Genomic DNA, 23,436 nt, shown 5'->3' with positions numbered 1-23,436 from the left:
GCCTGGCAGGATGGCGGCATGAAGCTCGCCGAGGCCCTCATGACCCGTGCCGACCTGCAGCGACGGATCGCGCAGGCACAGGAGCGGATCCGCCAGAACGCCCGCTACCAGGAGGGCGAGGAGCCCGCCGAGGACGCGGCGGGCCTCGTCGACGAGGTGTCGCGGTCGCTCGACCGCCTCGAGGAGCTGGTCGTCGCGGTCAACCTGACGAACGCCTCCGTGCTGCTCGCCGACGGTCGCAGCATGACCGCCGCCCTGGCCCGCCGCGAGACGCTGCGGGCGCGGCACAGCCTGCTGTCGAGCGCGGCCGACGCGGCCCAGGGCGGAGGCGGCGGCGGGTTCCGTCAGCTGCGCAGCGAGCTGCGACAGTTCGCGGCGCTGCCCGTCGCCGAGCTGCGCCGTCGGGCAGACGACACGGCCCGCGAGCTGCGCGAGCTCGACGTCGAGATCCAGCGCACCAACTGGGAGGCGGACCTTACGACCTGAGACGAGGCACCACCGCACGCGGAGAGTCGGTAGACGCCTCCCGGAGCGAGCACGAGCCGTGGCCGGCGGTCATCCCGGCCCCTGTCGGCGCGAGGGCAGCGCCATCCCCGCATGATGCAGCCCTGCACGCCGCACAGGTGACGTCTCACCGACGACGTCTCATCACCGTGTGCTGGCCGGGCGACGTCGAGGGCGGGATCGGGGACCTCTCCGCGCGGCGTCATCCGTGTGCGGTCAGGCGTCTCCTCGCGGGGGCGCCGCCGCACTACGACAGCGTCGTGCACGGAATGGGACGTCGTGCGGCGGGGCCCCCGTCTGCAACGTCCCTTTCCCGTCCTCACCTGCGTCGGAGGCCGCCTCGCGGGCGCGGGCGCGGGCAGGCGCGGGCGGGCGGGGCGGGCGCGGGTCAATCGGTGAGGTCGGTGACGCGCGGCGCCCGGATCTGGCCGAGGGCCTCGTCGAGGCCGCCCCGGGCCGGGCGGACGACCGGCAGGGCCGCCCCGACGTGCACCATGCCGGCGAGCGACCGCGTGTACCGCAGGGTGCGGGTACTCGGGCCGCGGTTCGCCCGGCGGTCGCCGGTCTGCTCTATCCGGGCGGCGGCGCGCTCCGCACGGGCCGAGACGACCGCGACGCGTCGCTCGAGCCGGTCGAGCTCGAGGTGCAGCTTCCGGTCGCGCCGGTGGGCCTTCCGCAGGTGCCGCCCGAGGTGCAGGAGGCGGTCGGTCGCGCTCGTGCCGTCGCGCAGCTCCGTGCGGTAGATCAGGTGCCCGATGCCGGCCATGACCACGCCGATCGCGACGCCCAGCAGCAACGCCAGGGGCAGGGGCGCTCCGGAGACCAGGGCGTCGTCGACGATCCGCACGCCGATCAGCACGCCGGGCAGCACCGTCAGGACGTGCACGTAGACGAGCTGCAGCCGGAGCTGCACCGCGCCGTCGGGCACGACCACCTCGCCGGAGTCGTCCTTGTGCACCCGGTGCGCGTGCCCGAAGTGGTGCAGCGCGTAGGCGACGCCGAGGGTGAAGAGCAGCGCGAACACGATCGACGTCGTGAAGGCGATCGGGTCGGTCGCCGGCATGAACACGTCGACGTTGAGCACGCGGGACATGAAGTAGGCGAACAGCGCGAAGTCGGCGAGCACGAAGAACAGCAGGAGGCGCTTGCGGGCCCGCGACTCGGTACGGTGCTTCTCCGAGCCCGAGTCGAGCGACGCCTCGATCGCCACGGACAGCCGGTCGGCGGTCGCCCGGGCCTCGTCCCGGGTCACGGTGCGGCCCGTCGTGTCGACGAGGGGCTCGTCGCCCGAGCGGTCGAGGCGTCGGAGCACCTCGCGGTGCCGCGAGCTGAGCGCGGTGAGGCGGCGCGCCGCCGGGTCGAGCACCTGCCGCGTGCGACGGGCCAGCCACCTCTCGGCCGCGACCTCGGTGCGGAGCCGGAGCGCCGCCTCCAGCGGAGTGTGGTCGTCCACGCCCTCGGGCAGGTCGGCGCGCAGGCGCTCGTCGTGCAGTCGCGGGGCCGTGGCGACGTGCCGTGCCGGGATCGGACCGACGCCGACGAGCGAGAGGACGAGGTCGCCGGCGGGGATCGCCTCGACGGCGCGGGCCCGCGGGACCGTACCGGCCGGGCGGGGCGCCGGGAACGGGGCGGGGGCAGTCGCCGCGGGCGAGGCGGGAGAGCTCGGGGCGACGGCAGTCGGGACTGAGGCTGGCGGCGCGGCAGCGGTCGGGACTTCAGCAGTCGGGACCACAGCGGTCGGGGCTGAGGCTGCCGGCGCGGCAGCAGGCGGGACGACAGCGGCCGGGACGGCAGCGGCCGCCTCGGGCACCGTCGGCGCAGCGGAGGTCGTGGGGACGGCTCGTGTCGGCGTGGCGCTCCGCCCGGTCGGGTCGTGGTCGGGCCGACCGGTGAGGCGGTCCCGCACGCGGGCCTCCCGCCAGGCGTCCAGCCGGTCCGTCGGCCGGGACGCCGTCCGGCCGGGCAGGGGCTCGGTGACCTGCCCGTCGGGCCAGCCGTCGAGTCGTTCGGTGACGTGCGCGTCGGGCCGGCCGTCGAGGCGCTCAGTCACCTGAGCATCGGGCCAGCCGTGGAGGCGCTCCGTGGCCTGCGCGTCCGGCCAGCTGTCGAGGCGCGCGGTCACCTGGTCGTCGGGACGGGACTCGGGGCGGATGTCGGTCATGACGCGGTGTCCTCACTGCGGAAGGTGATCTCGACGCGGCGGTTCTGCGCCGCGAGCTGGTCGTCGAAGACGCCGCCGGGCAGGTCGTCGACCACGGGGTCGGCGTCGCCACGGCCGACGACGTCGCCGAGCGTGCCGGCGGGGGCGCCGAGGCGCACGAGGGCGTCGTGGACGGCCTGGGCCCGGTCGAGGCTGAGCTGCTCGCCGTCGACGACTCCGGCGCGGGTGTCGGCCGCGTGGCCGACGACGTCGGCGGCGACACCGGACGGGCAACGACCGAGCTCGTCGGCGACGCCCTGCAGGGCCGTGTCGGCGGTCGATCCGAGGGCCGCGGAGTCGCCGCCGAAGAGGACGGCGGCCGAGAGCACGAGCGGAGCGGTGCACGGCGTCGCGTCGCTCGTCACGGGCACGACGGGCACCGCCGAGGAGGCGACGGGCGCCTCCTGGGACGCGCCCGCTCCCCCGTCGGTGCAGCTCGTCGCCCCGGCGGCGTCGCAGATCGCGAGCCAGAGCTGGGACAGGCGACTCGTGGACGAGATCGACGGCGCGGGCTGCGAGCCGGCCGTGCGGCCGAGACCGACGAAGGTGACGGCGTGCCCGCCCAGGTCGGGCAGGGCGCCCTGGTCGGCGAGCGTCGAGGCGACCGTCGCCGGGTCGAACGACCAGCCGAGCTGCCGGAGGTCGAGGGGGTCCGCGGTCTGCACGCCGCTCGACACGACGACGATCGAGCCGCCGTCGTGCAGGGCCGCGGCGGAGGCGAGCACCGAGAGGAGGTCGAGTCCCTCGTCGCCGGCGGTGAGGCCGGCCACGTCCGAGCCGAGCTCGCCCAGGGCGTCGGCGACCGCCGCCTCCCTCTTGTCGGGGACCTGCTGCACGCGGTCGGCAGTCAGCATCGGGGTCAGGTCGTGGGCCGACGCGGACGACGTGCCCTGCACGACGACGTCGACGCTGCCCTCGGCGGGCTGGTGCGCCGCGAGGGCGTGGGCGGAGATGGCGTCGGCCGCCCCGGCCCCGAGCGAGGGCAGCGGCTCGGCGGACGTGGCCGTGAAGCCGAGGACGAGCGGCTCGGGCGACTCGAGGGTGCAGCCGGCGAGGGCCGTGAGCGCGAGGGCTGCGGCGGCCGTGGCGGCGACGGCGCGCAGGGCGGGTCGGCGGGGACGGCTCGCGGGTCGCGGGGACGCGGAGGGTCGTGGGGTCATGGAAGGTCCTCTGGATCGCGCGGGCAGGCCCGCTCGGGGACGACGAGCGTCCGGACCTCGAGCGTAGGAACGGGTCGCGCTCCGCCGCAGCCTGCCCAGGGATGACCGGGCCCCTCCTCCGGGATGAACTGCGCTCCTCCTCAGGTCGCGACGGCCGGCGCCGTCGAGGTGCCCCGAACGGCTGCCCGCAGGGCCGCCGACCGACCATCGGGGGCAAGTCGTCGCGAGCCTGCCGTCTCGGCGACGGGACGCGACGGGACGCGACGGGACGCGACGGGACGGTGGGCGGAGGTCGGAGGGGCGGCGGGCCGGGTCAGGCGCCGAGACGGCCGGGCGGCGCCGCCCGCACGTGCATGCGCTCGCCCTGGCGGCCGAACAGGCTGAGGAACTCGACGGCTCCGGGCCCGACCCGGCCGAACCAGTGCGGGGTGCGCGTGTCGAACTCCGCCGCCTCCCCCGCGGGCAGCACCAGGTCGTGCTCGCCGAGCACCAGCCGCAGGCGTCCGCGCAGCACGTACAGCCACTCGTAGCCCTCGTGCACGCGGGGATCCGGCTCGCCCGGAGGCACGTCGGCCTCGATGAGGTGCTTGAACGCCTGCAGCCCTCCCCCGCCGCGGGACAGCGGGACGATCGTCTGGCCGTGCATCGTCACGGGCCGGAGGTGGATGCGCGGATCGCCGGTCTCGGGCGCGCCGACGAGCTCGTCGAGCGGCACGCCGTGGGCGCGGGCGAGCGGCAGCAGCAGCTCGAGCGCCGGACGCCGCTGGCCCGACTCGAGCCGAGACAGGGTGCTGACCGAGATCCCGGTCGTCTCGGCGAGTTGCGCGAGCGTGCGACCGCTCGTCGCCCGCAGCGCACGCAGCCGGGGGCCGACCGCCGCGAGCACGTCGTCGGTCGAGGCCTCGGCACCAGCGTCGGCACCGGTGCCGGAGGACGCCGCCGAAGGGCCGTGAGGACGGGAACGATCGTGTGCCATACCGCGATCTTGCCACATCGGCAACGGAGCTTGCAGGACGAGGAGGTGCGGGTCGAGCATGATCTGAGGAGGTCACCCACCATGACGAACACCCCGCAGTCCCCGCTCGATGCAGCCGCCGCCGCTCTCGCCACCACGACCGCGACCACCTACGACGTGGTCGTCGTCGGCGGCGGCGCCGCCGGCCTCAGCGCCGGCCTCACTCTCGCCCGTGCCCGTCGTCGCGTGCTCGTCGTCGACGCCGGCGAGCCGCGCAACGCCCCCGCCGAGGGCGTGCACGGCTTCCTCACCCGGGACGGCATCGCCCCGCGCGAGCTCACCCGGCTCGGCCGCGCCGAGGTGGGGCAGGTCGGCGGCGAGGTCGTCGACGGGACCGTGACGCGGCTGGAGCGCAGCGGTGGCGAGCCCGGCGACGCCTCCGTCGCCGAGGCGTCGGCCACGGGGGCGGACGCAGGAGGCGCCTCCTCGTTCACCGTCTCGCTCACGACGCAGGACGGCGACGAGCGCGTCGTCCGGGCCCGACGCGTCGTCGTGACGACCGGCCTCACCGATGAGCTGCCGGACGTGGACGGGCTCGCCGAGCGCTGGGGTCGCGACGTCGTGCACTGCCCGTACTGCCACGGCTGGGAGATCCGCGACCAGGTGATCGGCGTGCTCGGCACGACCCCGTTCGCCGTGCACCAGGCGATGATGTTCCGGCAGTGGAGCGACCGCGTGACGCTCTTCGTGCACGAGGCGCCCGAGCCGTCCGACGACGAGTGGGAGCGGCTCGCCGCCCGCGGCGTCCAGGTCGTGACGGGCCGCGTCCGGTCGCTGCGGGTCGAGGGCGACGCGCTGACCGGCGTCGTCGTCGACGGGGCACCGGTCGTGCCCGTCGACGCGCTCGCCGTCGCCGCGGCGGTGCGCCCGAACGGCGACCTGCTCGAGCCGCTCGGCCTGGTGCACGAGCCGCACCCGATGGGGCTGGGGACCGTGATCGCGTCCGACCCGCTGACCGGGGCCACGACCGTGCCCGGGTTGTACCTGGCCGGCAACGTCGCCGACGCGCGGATGCAGGTGGTCACGGCCGCCGCCTCCGGCGTGGGGGTCGCGGTCTCGGTCAACATGGACCTCATCACCGAGGACACCGACCTCGCCGTGGCGGAGCGACGCCGGCCGTTCAGCGTCCGCGCCGAGGTGGAGAACACGACCAGGGTGCTCGGCGACCGCCGGCACGGACTCGAGGGAACACGACGATGACGCAGACGACCGGGCAGCACCCGCACGACGAGGACCAGCCGGAGCACGGCCACGGGCACGGAGGGGACCAGCACGGGCAGCACGCCTCGGAGGAGTGGGGCCGCGACTACTGGGAGGACCGCTACTCGGCCCCCGGCCTGCAGTGGAGCGGGCGCCCGAACCCCGTCCTCGTCGACGAGGCGAGCGGGCTCGAGCCGGGTCGCGTGCTCGACGTCGGCAGCGGCGAGGGCGGCGACGCGATCTGGCTCGCCGGCCGCGGCTGGCAGGTGACCGCGATCGACATCGCGCAGGCCGCGCTCGACAAGGCGGCGGCCCGGGCGGCCGAGGTCGACGAGGCGGCGGCGGCCCGGATCACCTGGGAGCAGCACGACCTCGCCGTCTGGGCTCCCGCACCGGGGTCGGTGGACCTCGTGTCGTCGCAGTTCATGCACCTCGCCGACCCGGTGCGCGCCGCGCTGTTCCGGTCGCTGGCGGAGGCGGTGGCCCCCGGCGGGACCCTGCTCGTCGTCGGCCACGACCTGTCCGACCTGGCCGCGGGGGCCGGTCGGCACGGCAAGGAGGAGCTGATGTTCACGATCGAGGACGTGCTCGCGGCCGTCCCCGACGACGGCTGGACCGTCGAGGTGGCCGAGTCGCGTGCGCGGCAGGTCCTCGCGACGGATGGCGGGACCACCACGGTGCGCGACGTGGTCGTGAAGGCGACCCGCGCCTCCTAGTCCGCTCGCTCCGGCCCTGCTGGGCCGCACATGCCGACCGGAAGCCCGCTCCGGGCTCCACAACACCCGGATCTCCCACTATTGCGGGTCTCGAGGTCGGCATGTGCGGGACAGGAGCGGCAGAGGGGCGGCGGAGGGACGGGAGACGCCCGGGGTCAGCGGCGGCGGCGCAGGCGGTCGAGCACGATGCGGCGGTCGCGCCAGGCGCCCGTCGACCACAGCGCGACGAACACGAGCAGCGGCTGGAACGGGAGGCGCAGCCAGCGCTTGGCGTCGGTGTCGAGGCCGAAGGCGCTCGTCTTGGTGACGAGCTGCGAGATGTTGCCCGGGAAGATCGCGACGAAGAACGCCGCCGCCACGAGTCCGACGGCCACGCGCCACCGGCCGAGCGCGATCAGCGAGCTGCCGAGCGCGATCTCGACGACGCCCGACGCGAGCACGACCGCGTCGTCGTCGATCGGGAGCCACTCGGGCACCTGCGCCTGGAAGTCGTCCCGCGCGAAGCTGAGGTGGCTGGCACCCGCGAACACGAGGACGGCCCCGAGCAGGAGGCGGGCGACGGTCCTCGGGACGGACGTGGGACGGGCTGTGGTGCGCTTCGACATCGGGCCAGTCTGCTCCTGCCGGGGACGCCGAGTGGTCCGTTCCGGTCGTTCCGTGCTGCACGGATGACCAGAACTGACCACTCGACATGCGTGGGCTGAAGCCCAGGCCCGCTAGCCGAGCGCGGTCAGCCGCAGCCGCATCGACCGAGCCGACGGCCGCAGCACGTGCGGCGCCGACACGTCGGGCCCGCAGGCCCGCGAGCCGAGCCCGTTCTGCGCCGCGTCGAGCCACAGGTAGGTGTGGTCGGGCTCGGGCAGCTCGTGCGGGTGGCGGGCGGCGTCGACCTGCTGCGCGGTGTGGCGGCGCAGCGTGAAGCCGGGCAGGCGGCCGAGCTCGTCGCCGACGGCGTCGACCCGCAGCCAGTCGCGGCCGTCGGCGCCGCTCAGGTCGAGGCTCCGCAGGTCGCTGCGGTGGCCGCTCTCCTGCGGGCGGGCGTAGTCGACGACGAGGTCGTCGATCGACGACGTGTACCGGCCGACGACCGCGGCGTGCCTGCTGTCCGGGTACGACTCGTGCGGCCCCGTGCCGAACCACGACGCCGTGGCGACGTCGGTCGGCAGGTCGAGGCGCACGCCGACGCGCGGCCAGGAGGTGTCCCAGCCGGCCGTCGGCACCAGGTCGAGCGCCAGCCAGAGCTCGCCGCCCTCGAGCGACCAGCGCTCGTCGACGGTCACGGCCTGGCGGGCGTCGGCCGCGGCCCAGCGGGTGCGGACGTGCACCTGCGAGTCCGTCGCCGTGACCTGCTCGACGCGCGGCGTCATGCGGTCGAGCCCGAGGCGCAGCCAGGTCGTCTCGGCGCTCGGCAGCTCCGCCAGCAGGTACTGGTCGGCGCGGTGCCGGTCGCGCATCACGTCGACGTCGCGGTCGCGCGGCACCCAGCCGCGCCCCTGGTCGTTGTCGGTCGGCGCACGCCAGAGCTCGAGCCGCGGCCCGTCGACGGGTCGGCCGGCCAGAGAGACCAGACGTCCGTCGACGAACGACGCCGGACCGAGGTCGAGCCGGCCCGAGGAGGCGCCCGCCAGCCGGTCGCCGGCCGAGCCGGGCACGCCGGGTCGCAGCGTCGACGGCGCACGCCGGACCGCCGCGGCAGGCGTGAGGTCGAGCTGCGCGGTCGCGACCACGTGTCCGGCGGGCGCCCACTCGGCGTCGGCGGCGGTCACGACCCGCACCGTCGCCCAGGTCTCGCCCGAGGACGAGACCGGCAGGCCGGGGACGGCCAGGACGACCGTCTCCCCCGCGGCGAGGGCGTCGTCGCCGACGCCGGCCACGGGGAGGTCGGCGACCAGCGCCTCCTCGCCGTCGTGCTCGACCGTGAGCCGGACCACGACGTCGGAGGCGTCGGCCGAGTGCCGCAGGTTCGCCACGGTCACCAGCGCCTCGGCACCCTCGGCGTCGGTGTCGGTCCGGCCGAGGTCCTCGCCCACGGCCAGCGACACGCGGATCGGCGCGACGACCTGCGCCCACTCGTACAGGCCGGGCGACGGGGTGTCGTCGCTGAGGACCATCCCGTCCATCACGAAGTTGGAGTCGTGCACGACCTCGCCGAAGTCGCCGCCGTAGGCGAAGAACTCGGTGCCGTCGGCGGTGCGGTGCCGCAGGCCGTGGTCGCGCCACTCCCAGACGAAGCCGCCGTGCAGCCGCGGGAACTCGTCGACCAGCGCCTCGTACTCGTCGATCGCGCCCGGGCCGTTGCCCATGGCGTGCACGTACTCGCAGAGCAGGAACGGCTTCGACCGCTGGCGCGCCGCCTCGGCGGGCGTGCAGCCGAGCAGCTGCACCGACTCGTCGCCGCTGCCGATCGCGCGCGTCTCGTCGACGAACGAGTACATCCGCGAGTAGACGTCGGTGTAGGCGCCGGTGTAGTCGCCCTCGTAGTGCACGGGGCGACCGGTGTCGCGGGCGTGCGTCCACGCGGCCATGGCCGCGAGGTTGCGGCCCGTCCCGGCCTCGTTGCCGAGCGACCACATCACGATCGACGGGTGGTTCTTGTCGCGCTCGACGGTGCGCACCATCCGGTCGACGTACGCGTCGTGCCAGGCGGCGTCGTCGCTGGGGTTCTCGGTCCAGGCGTCGCGCTCGAAGCCGTGCGTCTCGAGGTCGCACTCGAGCACGACCCAGAAGCCGAGCTCGTCCGCGAGGTCGAGGAGGCGCGGGTGCGGCGGGTAGTGCGACGTGCGGATCGCGTTCACGTTGAACCGCTTCATCTGCAGCAGGTCGCGGCGCGCCCACTCCTCGTCGAAGACGCGGCCGCGGTCGGGGTGGGTCTCGTGCCGGTTGACCCCGTGGAACACGACGCGGCGGCCGTTGACGGTGAACAGGTCGCCGTCGATCCGCACGGTGCGGAAGCCGAGCCGGAGGCTGACGACCTCGGCGCCGAGCGCGCTCGACACGGTGGCGTCGTAGAGGCGGGGCGTCTCGGCCGACCAGGGCTCGACGCCCTCGGGCAGCTCGACGGGCGCCACGTCGGCGGCCGTGGCCCAGGTCACGTCGACGCCGAGCTCGGGCACCGCGAGGGTGACCGGGAACGCGTCGGGGCCGGCCGTGACCTCGGGGACGATCGTCGCGCCTCCTGCGGTCTCGCCCGCCGTGCCGTGCCACGAGGTGCGCAGCCAGACGTCGTCGAGGCCGCCGACCGGGCGGGCCTGCAGCGTGACGCTGCGGAAGATGCCGGGCAGCCACCACTGGTCCTGGTCCTCGACGTAGCTCGAGGCCGACCACTGGTGCACACGCACGGCGATGACGTTCTCGCCGGGGCGGACGGCGTCGGTGACGTCGAACTCCTGCGCGAGGCGGCTGCCGACGCCGACTCCGACGTGCACGCCGTTGACCCAGACCGCCCAGCGCGACTCGACGCCGTCGAACCGGAGCAGCACACGCTCGGCGCCGTCGAACGAGGCCGGCAGGTCGAAGCGGCGGCGGTGGTCGCCGGTCGGGTTCGCGTCGGGCACGAAGGGCGGCTCGGTCGGGAACGGGAACTGCACGTTCGTGTAGATCGGCGCGCCCCGCTCGCCGTCGCCGGTCAGCACCCAGTGCGACGGCACGGCGATGGACTGCCACGACGAGTCGTCGAGGTCGGGGTCGCCCACGCCGTCGACGGCCTCGCCCTCGGGCAGCACGCCGCGGCCCCCGGGGGTGCCGGGCGCGCCGGGCAGCAGACGGAACGCCCACTCTCCGTCGAGCGACAGGGTCGGCGCGTCGGTGTGCAGCCACGACCGGGCGGGGCTGCGACGGCCCGTGCCGGGACCGGTGTCGGCGAGGTAGTCGACGGGCGCCGGTGCCGCCGGGATCGGGGACACGGAGGTCTCCGAGCTGGGGGCCGAGGAGCCGAGGGTCGAGGAGGCGGCGGACGAGGAGGCGGGGGTCGTCACTTGACGGATCCTTCCGTGAGGCCGCCGCGCCAGAAGCGCTGGAGGACGACCATGGCGATGACCAGCGGGATGATCGACAGCAGCACGCCGCCGGTCGTCAGCTGGTAGAACTCGGGCAGCCGGTCGGTCTGGCTGAGCCAGTTGTTGAGGCCGAGCGTGACGGGGAACTTGTCGACGTCGCTCAGCATCACGAGGGGCAGGAAGTAGTTGTTCCAGATGCCGACGAGCTGGAACAGGAACACCGTCACCAGCGCAGGCGTGAGGATGCGCAGCCCGAGGGTGTGGAAGATGCGCAGCTCGCTCGCGCCGTCGAGGCGGGCGGCCTCCATCAGCGACGTGTCGACGGTGGCCTGCGCGTAGATCCGGCAGAGGAAGAGGCCGAACGGCGACACCAGCGACGGCAGCAGGACGCTCCAGTAGGTGTTGGCGAGGCCCATCTGGCTGAACAGCAGGAACAGCGGCAGCGCCGTCGCGGTGCCGGGCACCAGAACGCCGCCGAGGATCGTGCCGAAGACGGCGTTGCGCCCGCGGAACTCGTACTTGGCGAGGGCGTAGCCGCCGGCCGCGGCGAAGTAGGTCGCGATCAGGGCGCCGACCCCGGCGTAGAGCACCGAGTTGCCGAGCCAGCGCAGGAAGATCCCGTCGCCGTAGGTGAGCACCTGACCGAGGTTGTCCCAGAGCGCGAAGGTCGGGGCGAACCAGAAGCCGAAGGTGCCGAAGAGGTCGCCCGTGGTCTTCGTCGCGGCGACCACGACCCAGTAGACCGGGATGAGGAAGTACAGCGCGACGACGACCAGCACAGCTGTGACGATGATGGTGGAGGCGCGGCTGCGGCCCGCGGACCTGTCCGGCCCGCTGTTCGCCGAGCGGCGGGCGGCGGCACGGCCCTCGCCGCGCCTCCTGCCCTGGCCGGCCGTGACGATGGACTCGGTGTCGGTGGCGTGCTCCGCGCTCGGGGCGCTCGTCGCAGCAGCCGAGGTGCGGGGGCTCATGCGGACTTCCTGTTCGTGATGGTGAGGAACACGATCGACAGCGTGAACGCGACGAGCGCGATCAGCACGGACTGCGCCGCGGCGACGTTGTAGTCGTTGTAGGCGAACGCCGTCGTGTAGGCGCTGAGGTTCGGCGTGTACTGGCTGTCGATGGCCGGTGCGACGCGCTGCAGCACCTGTGCCTCGGCGAAGAGCTGCAGGGTGCCGATGATCGAGAACACGGCGGTGAGCAGCAGGGCCGGGCGGATCAGCGGCAGCTGGATGCTCGTCGCGACCCGGAGGGCCGACGCCCCGTCGACCTTGGCGGCCTCGTACAGCTCGACCGGGATCGACTTCAGCTGGGCGATGATGATCAGCATGTTGTAGCCGGTGTAGCTCCACGTGACGATGTTGGCGATCGACCAGAGCACGGTGTTCGCGCCGAGGAAGTCGGGCGAGACGCCGAAGACCTCGGCCACGTCGATGATCGGGCTGAGGCCCGGCACGTAGAGGAACGACCAGAGGATGGTCGCGATGACGCCGGGCACGCCGTACGGCAGGAAGTACGCGGCGCGGAAGACGCCCGGCCACTTGGCCGAGGCCGACTCGAGCAGCAGCGCGAGCACCGTGCAGAGGATCAGCATGACCGGCACCTGGACGATGCCGAACAGGAACATCCGGCCGATCGAGGCGACGAAGTTCGGGTCGCCGATCACCTGGGCGTAGTTGTCGAAGCCGGCGAACTGGGTGACGACGCCGGCCTCGCCGAAGAGACCGCCGCGCGTCACCTTCGTGAAGCTCGACACGAGCGCCATGAGGATCGGGACGATGAAGGTCAGCAGGAACAGGGCGAGGAACGGGAAGAGCAGCACCCACGGGGCGCGCTTGACGGCGCCGGACGACGCGCCCTTCCTGCGGGTGGCATCGCCGCCTCCGTCGCGACCCCGGCCGGGCGCCGTGGCGTCCGTCGCCGCTGCTGTCTCGGGCCGCGTCTCCATCCCGGCGCTCACGCGTTCGCCTTGCGGATCGAGAGGCCCTTGGCCTGCATCACCGAGATGATGTCCTTCTCGGCCTGCGCGACGGCGTCGACGAGCGTGCCGCCCGAGGCCTTGCCGCGGAAGCCGTCGCTGAGGATGTTGAAGGACTGCTGCGTGACGGGCCACCAGCTCCAGTCCTGGTTCTGGCTGGACTCCTTCGTGGCGGGCACGAACACCTCCTGGTTGTAGTTCTGGCCGCTGAAGAAGGCGCTCGGCTTCTCGCGGAGCGTGCCGACCACGTCCACGGCCGGCGACCAGCCGATGCCGCAGAACTCGATCAGGGCGTTGACGCCCTCGGGGGTGGTGGTCATCCAGACGGCGAACTCGAGCGCCTCCTGCGGGTGCTGGCTGTTCGCGAGGATCGCGGCGGTCGAGCCGCCGAGGAAGCTCGAGGCGTAGCCCGAGTCCCAGGTCGGCAAGGGCGCGACCTTCCACTTGCCCTCGGCGCCGCTGACGCCCTCGATCAGGGCGTCGCCCCACGAGCCGGTCGCGACGGAGGCGATCTTCCCGTCCGCCGCGGCCGAGAACCAGGCCGGCGTGTAGGCGCCGTAGGCGGTGGTGACGATGCCGTCGTCGATCGCCTTGTCGAAGAAGGCGGCCACCTCGAGGGTCGCCTCGTCGGTCATGTCGATGACCCAGCCGTCCTCCTCCGCGGTGAACCAGGAGGCGCCGGCCTGCGTCGCGTACGCGGCGAACGGCGAGGCGTCGGCGAGCGGGAACGAGTCCATCAGCACGCCCGCGCCCTTGAGCTCGGCACCGACGGCCGCCCACTCGTCCCAGGTGGCGGGCACGGCCGCGCCGACCTGGTCGAAGACGGCGGGCTGGTAGAACATGCCCATCGGGCCGCTGTCCTGCGGCACGGCGTAGATGCCGCCCGTGTAGCTGACCTGGTTCCAGAGCGTGGGGTCGTAGAGCTCCTCGTACTTCTCGGCGCCGTAGCGCTTGAGGTCGACGACGCCGTTGGCGAGCAGGAACTCGGGCAGCGAGCGCAGCTCGACCTGGGCGATGTCGGGCCCGGCCCCCGCGGCGAGCGCGGAGTAGAGCTTCTGGTATCCGCCCGCGTTGCCGCCGGGGATGAAGACGGTCTCGACCTGGACGCGGTCCTGGCTCTTGTTGTAGAGGTCGGTCACCTGGTCGAGGCCCTTGAGCCAGGCCCAGTACTCGAGCCGGACCTTGCCGGCGGCCGGCGGGATGGTCGGCAGGGTGTTGACCGAGGTCGTGCCGGGCGTGGCGCAGCCGGCGAGGACGGCGGCGGCGGACGCGCCGAGGCCGAGGCTCAGCAGCTGCCGACGACTGAGAGGACTCATCAGGACTCACTTCGTTGTGGACGGGACGAGAGCGACCGTAACACGGCTTTTCGAGTGGTCGCTCGAAATTGACACTCAGGTCGACACCGTGGAGGCGCGGGGCGTCGTAGGCTCCCGGTCATGACCGAAGGCGCTCCCGTGACGACCCGTGGCCGCGGTGCCCGCGGCGGCCGTGGCGGCCCTCGCGGCCCCTACGCCAAGTCCGCCGAGCGCCGCTCCGCGATCGTCGAGGCGGCGTTCGAGGTCTTCACGGCCCACGGGTACCAGGGCGGGTCGCTGCAGCGCGTCGCCGACGTGGTGGGCATGAGCCAGACGAGCCTGCTGCACTACTTCCCGTCGAAGAGCGACCTGCTGCTCGAGGTGCTGCGGCGTCGCGACCAGATGTCGAGCGGCGAATTCGTGCGCGGCGCCGGCGTGCAGCTCGCCGGCGACGTCGAGCGGCAGGCACGGTACAACGAGGGCGTGCCCGGGCTCATCGGGCTCTACACGGTCCTGTCGGGCGAGGCGGTGACCGAGGGCAACCCCGGGCGCGCCTACGTCACGGAGCGGCTCGCCGTCCTGCGACGGGACTACGCCGCGGACTTCCGCGCGCTGGCCGAGGTCGGCCGGCTGCGCGAGGGCGTGGACCCCGACCGCGCGGCCGCCGGGCTCGTCGGGCTGTGGGACGGGGTGCAGCTGCAGTGGCTGCTCGCCCCGGACGAGGTCGACGTGCCGCGGCTGCTGCGCGACTACCTCGACCTCGTGATCCTGCCTGCCGCGACCGGCGACGGGGCCGAGCCCGCGCCTCCTTCGCCCTGACCGACCTGACGGTCTCGACGATCCGGAGTCACTCGGGGAGAACGGCCTGCCCCTCGCGCTCGTCGCCGGCGACGCCGGCCCGGAGCCCCTCGCCGCGGAAGAACGCGGGCCGCAGCCGGGCGTTGACCAGCATCACCACGACGCCGCCCACGAGGATCGTGACGCCGAGCAGGAACACCAGGCCGACCCCGCCGATCTGTGAGCCGCTGCCGTAGTCGGAGTCCATGCTGTCGACCAGCGTGGTGACGAAGAGCACGGCGAGGATGAGCCCGCCGACGCCCGGAGCGACGATCTGGAAGAACAGGTTGCGTGCCCCGGTGCGCCACTGGTGCCGGAAGTACCAGACGCAGGCGAACGCCGTGAGCCCGTAGTAGAAGCAGATCATCATGCCGAGGGTCGTGATCGTGTCCCAGAGCACGTCCTCGCTGATGAAGCGCATCACCGCGTAGAAGACGCTCGCGACGACGGCGGAGGCGAGGGTCGCGTACCCGGGGGTGAAGAACCGCGGCGAGACGCGGGCGAACTTCGGCGACAGCGCGCCGTAGTGCCCCATGGCGAGCAGGGTGCGCGCCGGCGACACGAAGGTCGACTGGAGGGAGGCGGCGGAGCTGCTCAGCACCGCCATTGACATGAGGATCGCGAGCGGCCCGAGCACCGGCCCGGCGAGCGCCGAGAACGCGTTGCCCTGGATGTCGGGGTTGCCGAGCCCGACCCCCTCGTCGCCGAGGCCGGCGAACGTCATGGAGGCGAGCGAGACGAGCAGGTAGACCAGCACGATGATGACGACGGTGAGGGTGGCGGCGCGGCCGGGGGTCGTCCGCGAGCCGCTCGTCTCCTCGGACATCGTCAGCGTGACGTCCCAGCCCCAGAAGATGAAGATCGACAGCGAGAGCCCGGCAGCGAACGCCGAGAAGGTCGGCACCGTCAACGGGTTGAACCAGTCGAGCGAGATCGCGGTGGCGTCGAACGCCGATCCGCCGCCGACCCGGACGAACGCCACGATCGCGAAGCCGACCAGCACGAGCAGCTGGAACCCGACGAGCCAGTACTGCACCTTCTGGGTGGTCTGCATGTCGCGGTACGAGATGACGGTCGCCCCGGCCATGAAGGCCAGACAGGTGACGACGTTGATCAGCGGGTTCGCCGCCAGGTCGGCGATCGACGGATCCGAGAAGACCTGCCCGAGCAGCAGGTAGAAGAAGTCCACCGCGATTCCCGCGAGGTTGCTCAGCACCACGATGGTCGCCACCACCAGGCCCCAACCGGCCATCCACCCGACCCACGGGCCGAAGGCGCGGACGCCCCAGGTGAACGAGGTGCCGCTGTCGGGCATCGCGCTGTTCAGCTCGCGATAGCCGAACGCGACGAGGAGCATCGGGATGAACCCGACCAGGAAGATCGCGGGCAGGTGCGTGCCGACCTGCGCGATGGTCGGGCCGAGGGCGCCGGTCAGCGTGTAGGCGGGCGCGATGCACGAGATGCCGATGACGACGGCGCCGATCAGGCCGACGCTGCCGGCGCTCAGCCCCTTCGACGACAGGGTCTGGTCGGCGGCGACGCCGGACTTCTTGAGGATGCTCACGGGGTGGTCCCTTCGGGGTGGGCGCCGCCCGGGGCGACGCCGGTCCAGGTCGTGCGGGCATCGTGGTCACGAGGAACCACCACGAGGGGGACGGGGACGCCGCGCACGATCTTCGCGGCGACGCTCCCGAGGAACAGCCGACGGGGCTGGGCCAGACGACTCGAACCGACGAGGGCGAGCTCGTCGTCGCTCCAGGTGAGGGCGTCGATCGCGTCGGCGATCCTCGGGCCCGGGGCGATCTCGACCGTGACGTCGAGGTCGGCGGGGACGCCGTCCAGGGCGATGTCGCGCATCCGCTCCGCGTGCTCGCGCGCCTCGTCGTGCAGGGCGCGCTCGCGCTCGTCGCGGTCGCGGCGCTCGCCGTCGCCGACGGAGTCGAGCGTCACCAGCGAGACGAGCCGCAACGGGATGCGGGCGGCGGCGGCCGTGGCGACCGCCGTGTCGACGACCGCCCGGGCGCCGGCCCGGGTGCCGACCGCCGCCGTCACGCTGCCGAAGCTGCGGACGCCGCGCTCGGCGAAGCCGGCGGGAGCGATCGCGACGGGCACCGGGGCCGAGTGCACGAGGACTCCCCCGACGCTGCCGAGGTGCAGCCGGCCGAACGTGCCCTCCTTGCCGGCGCCGATCACGATCGCGTCGGCCCCGAGGTCGGCGGCGGCCGCGACCAGGCCCTCCGCGAACGTCTCGGCCCTGACCAGGTGAATCGTGGACGTGACGCCGGCCGGGACCTCGGCCGCCGCCTCCTGCAGCCAGCCCTCGGCGAGGTCGTCGAGGTGCCGCTCGTAGCTGGGCGCGGTGGGGACGAGGGAGGCACGGCCCTGGTCGTGCAGGACCATCACGAGGTCGAGGCGCACGCCGAGCGTGTGCGCGAGGGCCGTGCCGAGGGCCAGGGCGTCGTGCCCCGCGGGGGTGTCAAGGTACCCGACGACCACGCTCCTCACGAGACGGCCGCTCCGGCATCGGCGTGCTCGGGCTGGCCTGCGGACGCGGGCGGCGCAGATGCGCCGGCGTGTGCGTCCCGCTCGGCGAGGATCTCGGCGGCCACGTCGTGCCCGACGCGGATCGCGCCGTCGACGTGCTGGAACCCCTCCGCCGCGATGTCGCTCGACGAGAAGCGGATCGGCCCGACGGGCACCCGCTGGTCGTGGCCCCAGCGCGAGAGGCCGCCGAGGTCGAAGCTCGTCGCGTACGCGCCGCCCGTCCACTCGTCGCTCGCCCAGTCGCTCTCGAAGTAGACGACCGGCTCGGTCGCCTGCTCGCCGTAGTACGACGCCAGCGACGCGAGGATCGCCGCGCGTCGCTCGTCGGCGGGCAGGGCGAGGAGGCGGTCGGCCTTCTCGTCGCTGACGAAGCCGACCAGGGTGCCCCGCGGGTCGTCGTGGTTCGAGTTGTCGTACGCCTCGTGCACCACCTGGTAGGGGCTGAACGCCGTGCCCGAGAGACCGGCGTCGCGCCAGAACGGCGTCTCGTAGACGGCGTGCACCTTGATCACGAGGCCGAGCGAGACGTGCTGGTGCCACTGCTGGCGCAAGGCGGGCAGAGCGGGCAGGTACTCGATGCGCGAGTAGAGGTTGGGCGGCACGGCGACGACGGCCCAGCGGGCCGCCACGCGCAGCTCGGGCGTCGACGCGACGACCCCGTCGGCCGACCACTCGAGCGTCTCGACCGGCTGGCCGAGGCGCACGGCGTCGCCGAGCTTCTCCGCGAGCGTCAGCGGGACCCGCTGCAGGCCGCCCACGACGCGCTTGTCGAGGATGAAGTCCGCGTCGACGAGGTTGCTGAAGCTGCCGGCGCTCGACGCCATCTGCAGTGCCTGGAGCAGCGAGAACGAGTGGGCCGGCTTCGTGAGCATCGCGTCGGCGATGAAGAGCGCGATGTTGGCCCGCGCCTCCGCGTCGTCGCTCTGCTGCTCGAGCCAGGCCGAGAACGACACGTGGTCGAGCTCGGCGGCCCGCGGGTGCTCCCAGGGGGCCGCGACGTCCGTCTCGGCGACGAGCTCGTCCATCAGGACGATGAGCCGCTCGATCTCGGCCTGCGTGTGCTCGGAGGCAGGGAAGATGTCGCCCGTGAAGCGCGACGCCGTGCCGTCGGCGGAGACGTAGACGCTCTCGCCCTCGCGCCACCGGGAGTACGTCTCGAGGCCGAGCTCGCCGAGTGTGGCGATCAGGGCCGTCTGGTCGGGCGACACCCACTGGCCGCCGAGCTCGAGCATCGCCCCGTCGATCGTCTCGGTGCGCAGCCGGCCGCCGACGCGGTCACGTGCCTCGAGCACGACCACGTCGAGGCCCGCCGCTCGCAGGTCGGCGGCCGCGGTCAGGCCGCTGGCCCCCGCGCCGATGACGACGACGTCGCAGGTGGTGGTGTCGGTCATGGGGTGGTCTCCGTCGCTGGTGCGGGCACCGGGTGGTGCCGAGTGAGTGTGGGGGTCGGCTCGGCCGGGGCGGTCAGGACGAGGCGCGCGGCGAGGCGTGCGCGCTCATCACGTGCTTGACCCGGGTGTAGTCCTCGAGGCCGTAGGCGCTGAGGTCCTTGCCGTAGCCGGAGCGCTTGAACCCGCCGTGCGGCATCTCGGCCGCGAGCGGGATGTGCGTGTTGATCCAGACGCAGCCGAAGTCGAGGTCGCGGGCGAAGCGCTCGGCCGTGGTGTGGCTGTCGGTCCAGACGCTCGAGGCCAGGGCGTAGGGCACGCCGTTGGCCAGCGCGAGCGCCTCGTCGGCCGTGCCGAACGACTGCACGGTGAGCACCGGGCCGAACACCTCGGCCTGCACGACGTCGTCGTCCTGCCGCACGCCCGTCACGATCGTCGGCGCGAAGTGGAACCCCGTCCCGCCGACGCGGTGCCCGCCCGTCACCACGGTCGCGTGCGCGGGCAGCGAGTCGACGACGGCCTGGACCGCGGCGAAGTGCCGCGCGTTGTTGAGGGGCCCGTAGGAGGCGCCCTCCCCGGCGTCGGGACCGGTCGTCGTCGCCTCCGCGGCACGCACCAGGGCGGCGACCAGGTCGTCGTGGACCGACTCGTGCACGATGACGCGGGTCACCGCGGTGCAGTCCTGGCCGGCGTTGAAGAAGGCCGCCTCCGCGATCTGGGGGGCGACCACGTCGACGTCGACGTCGGGGAACACGACGGCGGGCGCCTTGCCTCCGAGCTCGAGGTGCACCCGGGCCACGCGGTCGGCGGCGGAGGTCGCGACGGCCACGCCGGCGCGCACCGAGCCCGTGATGGCGACCAGCCCGGGCACGGGGTGCTCGACGAGGGCCTGGCCCGTGCTCGCGTCGCCGAGGACGACGTTGAAGACGCCGTCGGGCAGGACGCCCTTCGTCAGGGAGGCGAGCACGAGGGTCGACTCCGGCGTCGTGTCGCTCGGCTTCAGCACGATCGTGTTGCCCGCGGCGAGCGCCGGGGCGATCTTCCAGATCGCCATCATCAGGGGGTAGTTCCAGGGCGTGACCTGGGCGACGACGCCGATGGGCTCGCGGCGCACCGACGAGGTGAGCCCGTCGAGGTACTCCCCCGAGGCGATGCCGTCGAGCCGGCGGGCGGCCCCGGCGAAGAAGCGCACCTGGTCGGCGCCGACGGCGACCTCCTCGGCAGCGATGATCGCCTTCGGCTGCCCCGTGTCCCGGTGCTGCGCCTCGACGAGCTCGTCGCTGTGCGCGTCGAGGGCGTCGGCGAGCGCGAGCAGCGCGGCCTGGCGCACCGACGGCGTGCTGCGGCTCCAGCCGGGGAACGCCCGGGCCGCGGCCTGCACCGCCGCGTCGACGTCGGCCGCGTCGCTCACGGGCGAGACCGCCACGACCTGCTCGGTGATCGGCGAGACCACGTCGATCGTCGCGGTGCCGTGGGCGTCGACGTACCGGCCGTCGACGAAGTTCTGCAGGGTCGCCATGATGTCCTCTCGGTGGTGCTGGTGCCGTGGTGCTCGGGGCCGTGCTGGTCGGGGCCGTGCTGGTCGGTTCGGTTCGGTTCGGTCGGGTCGGTGCTCGTCGGCTCGGGATCAGCCGTCGGGCTGCAGTGCGTAGGTCGTGTCGAGGTACTCGTGGATTCCCTCGCTGCCGCCCTCACGCCCCAGGCCCGAGTGCCCGACCCCGCCGAACGGGGCCGCGGCGTTCGAGACCAGGCCGGTGTTGACGCCCAGCATGCCGGTGCGGAGCCGACCGAGCATCCGTCGTCCACAGGCCAGGTCGGTCGTGAAGAGGTAGGCGACGAGGCCGTAGGGAGTGTCGTTGGCGAGCCGGACGGCGTCGTCCTCGTCGCGGAACGTCGTGACGGCGGCGACCGGGCCGAAGATCTCCTGGTGCATCAGGTCGGCGTCGCGGGGCACGTCGGCGAGCACGGTCGGCGCGAAGAACGAGCCGGGGCCGCCCGGCGCCGAGCCGCCCGTGACGACGCGGGCGCCCCGGGCCACGGCGTCGGCGACGAGCCGCTCGCAGGTCGCGACGGCGCGGTCGTCGATCAGCGGGCCGAGGGTCGTCCCGTCGGCCGTGCCGGGCCCGACGACGATCGCCTCGACGCGCTCGGCGAGGCGGCGCGTGAACTCGTCGGCGACCCGCTCGTGCACGAGCAGGCGGTTCGCGGCCGTGCAGGCCTGCCCGCCGTTGCGGAACTTCGCGAGCATCGCGCCGTCGACGGCGGCGTCGAGGTCGGCGTCGGCCATCACGACGAAGGGGGCGTTGCCGCCGAGCTCCATCGAGGTGCGGAGCACGTTCTCGGCCGCCTGCGCGATCAGCACCCGGCCGACCGCGGTCGAGCCGGTGAACGAGAGCTTCCGGAGGCGCGGGTCGGCGAGCAGGGGCCCGGTCACCCCGGCCGCGTCCGTCGTGGTCAGCACGGTGACGACGCCGTCGGGGACGCCGGCCTCGCGCAGCAGCTCGGCGAACGCGATGGTCGTGAGCGGCGTGAGCTCGGCCGGCTTGACGACGACCGTGCAGCCGGCCGCCAGGGCAGGCGCGATCTTGCGGGTCGCCATGGCGAGCGGGAAGTTCCACGGGGTGACGAGGTAGCTCGGCCCGACCGGCCGGTGGGTGACGATCATGGTGCCGGTGCCCTCGGGGACGGGACCGTACCGGCCCTGGACGCGCACCGCCTCCTCGGAGAACCAGCGGAGGAACTCGCCGCCGTAGGCGACCTCGCCCCGCGCCTCGGCGAGGGGCTTGCCCATCTCGAGCGACATCAACAGGGCGAACGACTCCCGACGCTCGACGAGGAGGTCGAAGGCCCGGCGCAGGGTCTCGCCGCGGACGCGCGGCGGCGTGGCGGCCCACTCGTCGGCGGCCGCCACCGCCCGGTCGAGGGCGCGGATCGCGTCCGCGGGGCGCTGGTCGGCGACGAGCGCGAGGACCTCGCCCGTGGCCGGGTCCCGCACCGGGAAGGTGGGGACGCCGTCGAGGGCGGAGGTCGCTTGCTCATCGCCCGCGAGTGCGACGACGCGCGCGGGGAACGCGGGCAGGGCCGCGACGCCGGGCGGCACGGCGTCGACCCCCGACGTGCGCGCGACCGTCGACACGTCGGTCATCAGGCCGACCCGAGCGCGGCGGCGACGACGTCGAGGCCGTCGTGCAGCAGCGCGTCGTCGATGGCGAGCGGCGGCAGGAACCGGATCACGTTGCCGAAGGTGCCGCAGGTGAGGACGATGACGCCCTCGGCGTGGCAGGCGGCGGCGACCCGGCCGGTGAGCGCGGCGTCGGGCTCCCCGGTGAGCGGGTCCACGAGCTCGATCGCGATCATCGCACCGCGGCCCCGGACGTCGCCGATGCGCGGGTCGCCCTGCTGCAGGTCGTGCAGGCGGCCGAGCAGCAGGTCGCCGATGGCGGTCGCGCGCTCGAGCAGGCCGTCGTGCTCGAACGACTCGATGGCCGCGAGGGCCGCGGCGCACGCGATCGGGTTGCCGCCGTAGGTGCCGCCGAGGCCGCCGACGTGCGGCGCGTCCATGATCGCGGCCCGTCCGGTGACGGCCGAGAGCGGCAGCCCGCCCGCGATGCCCTTCGCCGTGACGACCAGGTCGGGCACGATGCCCTCGTGCTCGCTGGCGAACATGCGACCGGTTCGGGCGAAGCCGGTCTGCACCTCGTCGGCGATGAACACGACGTCGTTCTCGCGGCACCAGGCGACGATCGCGGGGAGGAACCCGGGCGCCGGCACGATGAAGCCGCCCTCGCCCTGGATCGGCTCGATGACGACTGCGGCGAGGTTCGCGGCGCCGACCTGCTTCTCGATCTGCGAGATCGCGCGAGCCGCGGCCTGCGGCCCGTCGAGCCCCGCGTCCCGGTACGGGTACGACAGCGGGGCGCGGTAGATCTCCGGGGCGAACGGCCCGAAGCCGCTCTTGTAGGGCATCGACTTGGCGGTGAGCGCCATCGTCAGGTTCGTGCGGCCGTGGTAGGCGTGGTCGAAGGCCACGACGGCGGACTTCCGCGTGTACGACCGCGCGATCTTGACGGCGTTCTCGACCGCCTCCGCGCCGGTGTTGAACAGCGCCGAGCGCTTGTCGTGGTCGCCGGGCGTGAGCCGGTTGAGGGCTTCGCAGACCTCGACGTAGCCGTCGTAGGCCGTGATCATGAAGCAGGAGTGCGTGAAGCGCTGCACCTGCTCGACGACCGCCTCCACGACGCCGGGGGCCGAGTTGCCGACGCCCGTCACCGCGATGCCCGAGCCGAGGTCGATCAGGGTGTTGCCGTCGACGTCGACGAGCACTCCCCCGCCGGCCGCCTCCGTGAAGACGGGCAGCGAGACGCCGACGCCCGCGGCGACCGCGCCGCGCTTGCGCTCCATCAGCTCGCGGCTCCGCGGGCCGGGCACCTCGGTGACGAGACGGCGGCGCTGCTCGAGGCCAGGGCCTCCGCGCGGGGTGGTGACTGTGGTGCTCGACATGCAGGCGCTCCTTCGACGTTGCGGCGACTCTAGGGAGCCGGGGCGCACCTCCTCGACCGACATTTCGTCGCATGTTTGCCTCCGGCCTGCCAGATCGGCAGGCC

At 73.7% G+C, this 23,436-nt stretch carries 18 protein-coding genes; 4 read left to right on the top strand and 14 right to left on the bottom strand.

From position 1 onward, the window contains the following. Positions 1-18 precede the first annotated feature (18 nt). Entirely contained in the window at positions 19-486 is a 468-nt protein-coding gene (locus EDF20_RS00585; RefSeq protein WP_133737406.1) for a DIP1984 family protein, read from the top strand. 406 nt (positions 487-892) lie between these two features. Here the strand turns inward: EDF20_RS00585 and EDF20_RS00580 are convergent, their stop codons facing one another. From EDF20_RS00580 to EDF20_RS00570, 3 genes are all read right to left on the bottom strand, one after another. Then, complete coding sequence (locus tag EDF20_RS00580; protein WP_133737405.1) at positions 893-2,665, bottom strand: hypothetical protein; 1,773 nt, start codon at positions 2,663-2,665, stop codon at positions 893-895. Then, complete coding sequence (locus EDF20_RS00575; protein ID WP_133737404.1) at positions 2,662-3,864, bottom strand: OmpA family protein; 1,203 nt, start codon at positions 3,862-3,864, stop codon at positions 2,662-2,664. The genes EDF20_RS00580 and EDF20_RS00575 overlap by 4 nt, the downstream gene beginning before the upstream one ends. A gap of 313 nt (positions 3,865-4,177) precedes the next feature. Then, the gene (locus tag EDF20_RS00570; RefSeq protein WP_123545465.1) at positions 4,178-4,840 is read right to left on the bottom strand and encodes a helix-turn-helix domain-containing protein; all 663 of its coding nucleotides are present in this window, start codon (positions 4,838-4,840) and stop codon (positions 4,178-4,180) included. Positions 4,841-4,921: 81 nt separating this feature from the next. On the opposite strand from EDF20_RS00570, the gene EDF20_RS00565 reads away from it, so the two are divergent. Both EDF20_RS00565 and EDF20_RS00560 read left to right on the top strand, forming a co-directional pair. Beyond that, positions 4,922-6,079 carry an NAD(P)/FAD-dependent oxidoreductase gene (locus tag EDF20_RS00565; protein ID WP_133737403.1) on the top strand — a complete coding sequence of 386 codons (1,158 nt, stop codon included), beginning with the start codon at positions 4,922-4,924 and terminating at the stop codon, positions 6,077-6,079. Further along, positions 6,076-6,795: a class I SAM-dependent methyltransferase gene (locus tag EDF20_RS00560; RefSeq protein ID WP_133737402.1), complete on the top strand. Its 720-nt coding sequence runs from the start codon at positions 6,076-6,078 to the stop codon at positions 6,793-6,795. The genes EDF20_RS00565 and EDF20_RS00560 overlap by 4 nt, the downstream gene beginning before the upstream one ends. Before the next feature lie 155 nt (positions 6,796-6,950). Here EDF20_RS00560 and EDF20_RS00555 read toward each other — a convergent pair whose 3' ends face one another. From EDF20_RS00555 to EDF20_RS00535, 5 genes are all read right to left on the bottom strand, one after another. Next, positions 6,951-7,400 carry a MauE/DoxX family redox-associated membrane protein gene (locus EDF20_RS00555; RefSeq protein ID WP_123545459.1) on the bottom strand — a complete coding sequence of 150 codons (450 nt, stop codon included), beginning with the start codon at positions 7,398-7,400 and terminating at the stop codon, positions 6,951-6,953. 111 nt (positions 7,401-7,511) lie between these two features. Next, positions 7,512-10,769 carry a glycoside hydrolase family 2 TIM barrel-domain containing protein gene (locus tag EDF20_RS00550; RefSeq protein WP_347876478.1) on the bottom strand — a complete coding sequence of 1,086 codons (3,258 nt, stop codon included), beginning with the start codon at positions 10,767-10,769 and terminating at the stop codon, positions 7,512-7,514. Further along, positions 10,766-11,761, bottom strand: a complete 996-nt coding sequence (locus EDF20_RS00545) for a carbohydrate ABC transporter permease (RefSeq protein ID WP_133737401.1) — start codon at positions 11,759-11,761, stop codon at positions 10,766-10,768. The genes EDF20_RS00550 and EDF20_RS00545 overlap by 4 nt, the downstream gene beginning before the upstream one ends. Next, on the bottom strand, positions 11,758-12,750 hold the full coding sequence (locus EDF20_RS00540; protein WP_243833320.1) for a sugar ABC transporter permease: 993 nt from the start codon (positions 12,748-12,750) through the stop codon (positions 11,758-11,760). Before EDF20_RS00540 ends, EDF20_RS00545 begins: the two co-directional genes overlap by 4 nt. Then, positions 12,747-14,084 (bottom strand): extracellular solute-binding protein, encoded by a 1,338-nt coding sequence (locus EDF20_RS00535; RefSeq protein WP_123545453.1) that lies wholly within the window; start codon positions 14,082-14,084, stop codon positions 12,747-12,749. Before EDF20_RS00535 ends, EDF20_RS00540 begins: the two co-directional genes overlap by 4 nt. A 120-nt stretch (positions 14,085-14,204) precedes the next feature. On the opposite strand from EDF20_RS00535, the gene EDF20_RS00530 reads away from it, so the two are divergent. Then, positions 14,205-14,882 (top strand): TetR/AcrR family transcriptional regulator, encoded by a 678-nt coding sequence (locus EDF20_RS00530; protein WP_133737400.1) that lies wholly within the window; start codon positions 14,205-14,207, stop codon positions 14,880-14,882. 28 nt (positions 14,883-14,910) lie between these two features. Here the strand turns inward: EDF20_RS00530 and EDF20_RS00525 are convergent, their stop codons facing one another. The 6 genes from EDF20_RS00525 to gabT all read right to left on the bottom strand — a co-directional run bounded on the left by EDF20_RS00525 (position 14,911) and on the right by gabT (position 23,332). Beyond that, positions 14,911-16,464, bottom strand: coding sequence for an APC family permease (locus EDF20_RS00525; protein WP_133737399.1), 1,554 nt, complete (start codon positions 16,462-16,464; stop codon positions 14,911-14,913). Then, positions 16,461-17,405, bottom strand: coding sequence for a universal stress protein (locus tag EDF20_RS00520; protein ID WP_133737398.1), 945 nt, complete (start codon positions 17,403-17,405; stop codon positions 16,461-16,463). Before EDF20_RS00520 ends, EDF20_RS00525 begins: the two co-directional genes overlap by 4 nt. After that, complete coding sequence (locus tag EDF20_RS00515; RefSeq protein WP_133737397.1) at positions 17,402-18,835, bottom strand: NAD(P)/FAD-dependent oxidoreductase; 1,434 nt, start codon at positions 18,833-18,835, stop codon at positions 17,402-17,404. Before EDF20_RS00515 ends, EDF20_RS00520 begins: the two co-directional genes overlap by 4 nt. Before the next feature lie 73 nt (positions 18,836-18,908). Further along, positions 18,909-20,354 (bottom strand): aminobutyraldehyde dehydrogenase, encoded by a 1,446-nt coding sequence (locus tag EDF20_RS00510; RefSeq protein ID WP_243833392.1) that lies wholly within the window; start codon positions 20,352-20,354, stop codon positions 18,909-18,911. Between the two features lie 105 nt (positions 20,355-20,459). Next, the gene (locus tag EDF20_RS00505; protein ID WP_133737395.1) at positions 20,460-21,977 is read right to left on the bottom strand and encodes an NAD-dependent succinate-semialdehyde dehydrogenase; all 1,518 of its coding nucleotides are present in this window, start codon (positions 21,975-21,977) and stop codon (positions 20,460-20,462) included. Beyond that, entirely contained in the window at positions 21,977-23,332 is a 1,356-nt protein-coding gene (gene gabT, locus EDF20_RS00500; protein ID WP_123545439.1) for a 4-aminobutyrate--2-oxoglutarate transaminase, read from the bottom strand. Before gabT ends, EDF20_RS00505 begins: the two co-directional genes overlap by 1 nt. Between the last annotated feature and the right edge of the window lie 104 nt (positions 23,333-23,436).

It is taken from the genome of Frigoribacterium sp. PhB116 (assembly GCF_004364285.1).
GTDB lineage: Bacteria > Actinomycetota > Actinomycetes > Actinomycetales > Microbacteriaceae > Frigoribacterium.
The sequence above is the reverse complement of the archived record's forward strand: the minus strand, read 5'-3'. Positions and strand labels throughout refer to the sequence as shown.

What these genes read in the sequence shown, in the direction of transcription:
- EDF20_RS00530 (WP_133737400.1), top strand. Translation starts at nt 14,205, where the DNA reads ATGACCGAAGGCGCTCCCGTGACGACCCGTGGCCGCGGTGCCCGCGGC.
- EDF20_RS00585 (WP_133737406.1), top strand. Translation starts at nt 19, where the DNA reads ATGAAGCTCGCCGAGGCCCTCATGACCCGTGCCGACCTGCAGCGACGG.
- EDF20_RS00505 (WP_133737395.1), bottom strand. Translation starts at nt 21,977, where the DNA reads ATGACCGACGTGTCGACGGTCGCGCGCACGTCGGGGGTCGACGCCGTG.
- EDF20_RS00560 (WP_133737402.1), top strand. Translation starts at nt 6,076, where the DNA reads ATGACGCAGACGACCGGGCAGCACCCGCACGACGAGGACCAGCCGGAG.
- EDF20_RS00570 (WP_123545465.1), bottom strand. Translation starts at nt 4,840, where the DNA reads ATGGCACACGATCGTTCCCGTCCTCACGGCCCTTCGGCGGCGTCCTCC.
- EDF20_RS00545 (WP_133737401.1), bottom strand. Translation starts at nt 11,761, where the DNA reads ATGAGCCCCCGCACCTCGGCTGCTGCGACGAGCGCCCCGAGCGCGGAG.
- EDF20_RS00580 (WP_133737405.1), bottom strand. Translation starts at nt 2,665, where the DNA reads ATGACCGACATCCGCCCCGAGTCCCGTCCCGACGACCAGGTGACCGCG.
- EDF20_RS00555 (WP_123545459.1), bottom strand. Translation starts at nt 7,400, where the DNA reads ATGTCGAAGCGCACCACAGCCCGTCCCACGTCCGTCCCGAGGACCGTC.
- EDF20_RS00575 (WP_133737404.1), bottom strand. Translation starts at nt 3,864, where the DNA reads ATGACCCCACGACCCTCCGCGTCCCCGCGACCCGCGAGCCGTCCCCGC.
- EDF20_RS00515 (WP_133737397.1), bottom strand. Translation starts at nt 18,835, where the DNA reads ATGACCGACACCACCACCTGCGACGTCGTCGTCATCGGCGCGGGGGCC.
- gabT (WP_123545439.1), bottom strand. Translation starts at nt 23,332, where the DNA reads ATGTCGAGCACCACAGTCACCACCCCGCGCGGAGGCCCTGGCCTCGAG.
- EDF20_RS00535 (WP_123545453.1), bottom strand. Translation starts at nt 14,084, where the DNA reads ATGAGTCCTCTCAGTCGTCGGCAGCTGCTGAGCCTCGGCCTCGGCGCG.
- EDF20_RS00565 (WP_133737403.1), top strand. Translation starts at nt 4,922, where the DNA reads ATGACGAACACCCCGCAGTCCCCGCTCGATGCAGCCGCCGCCGCTCTC.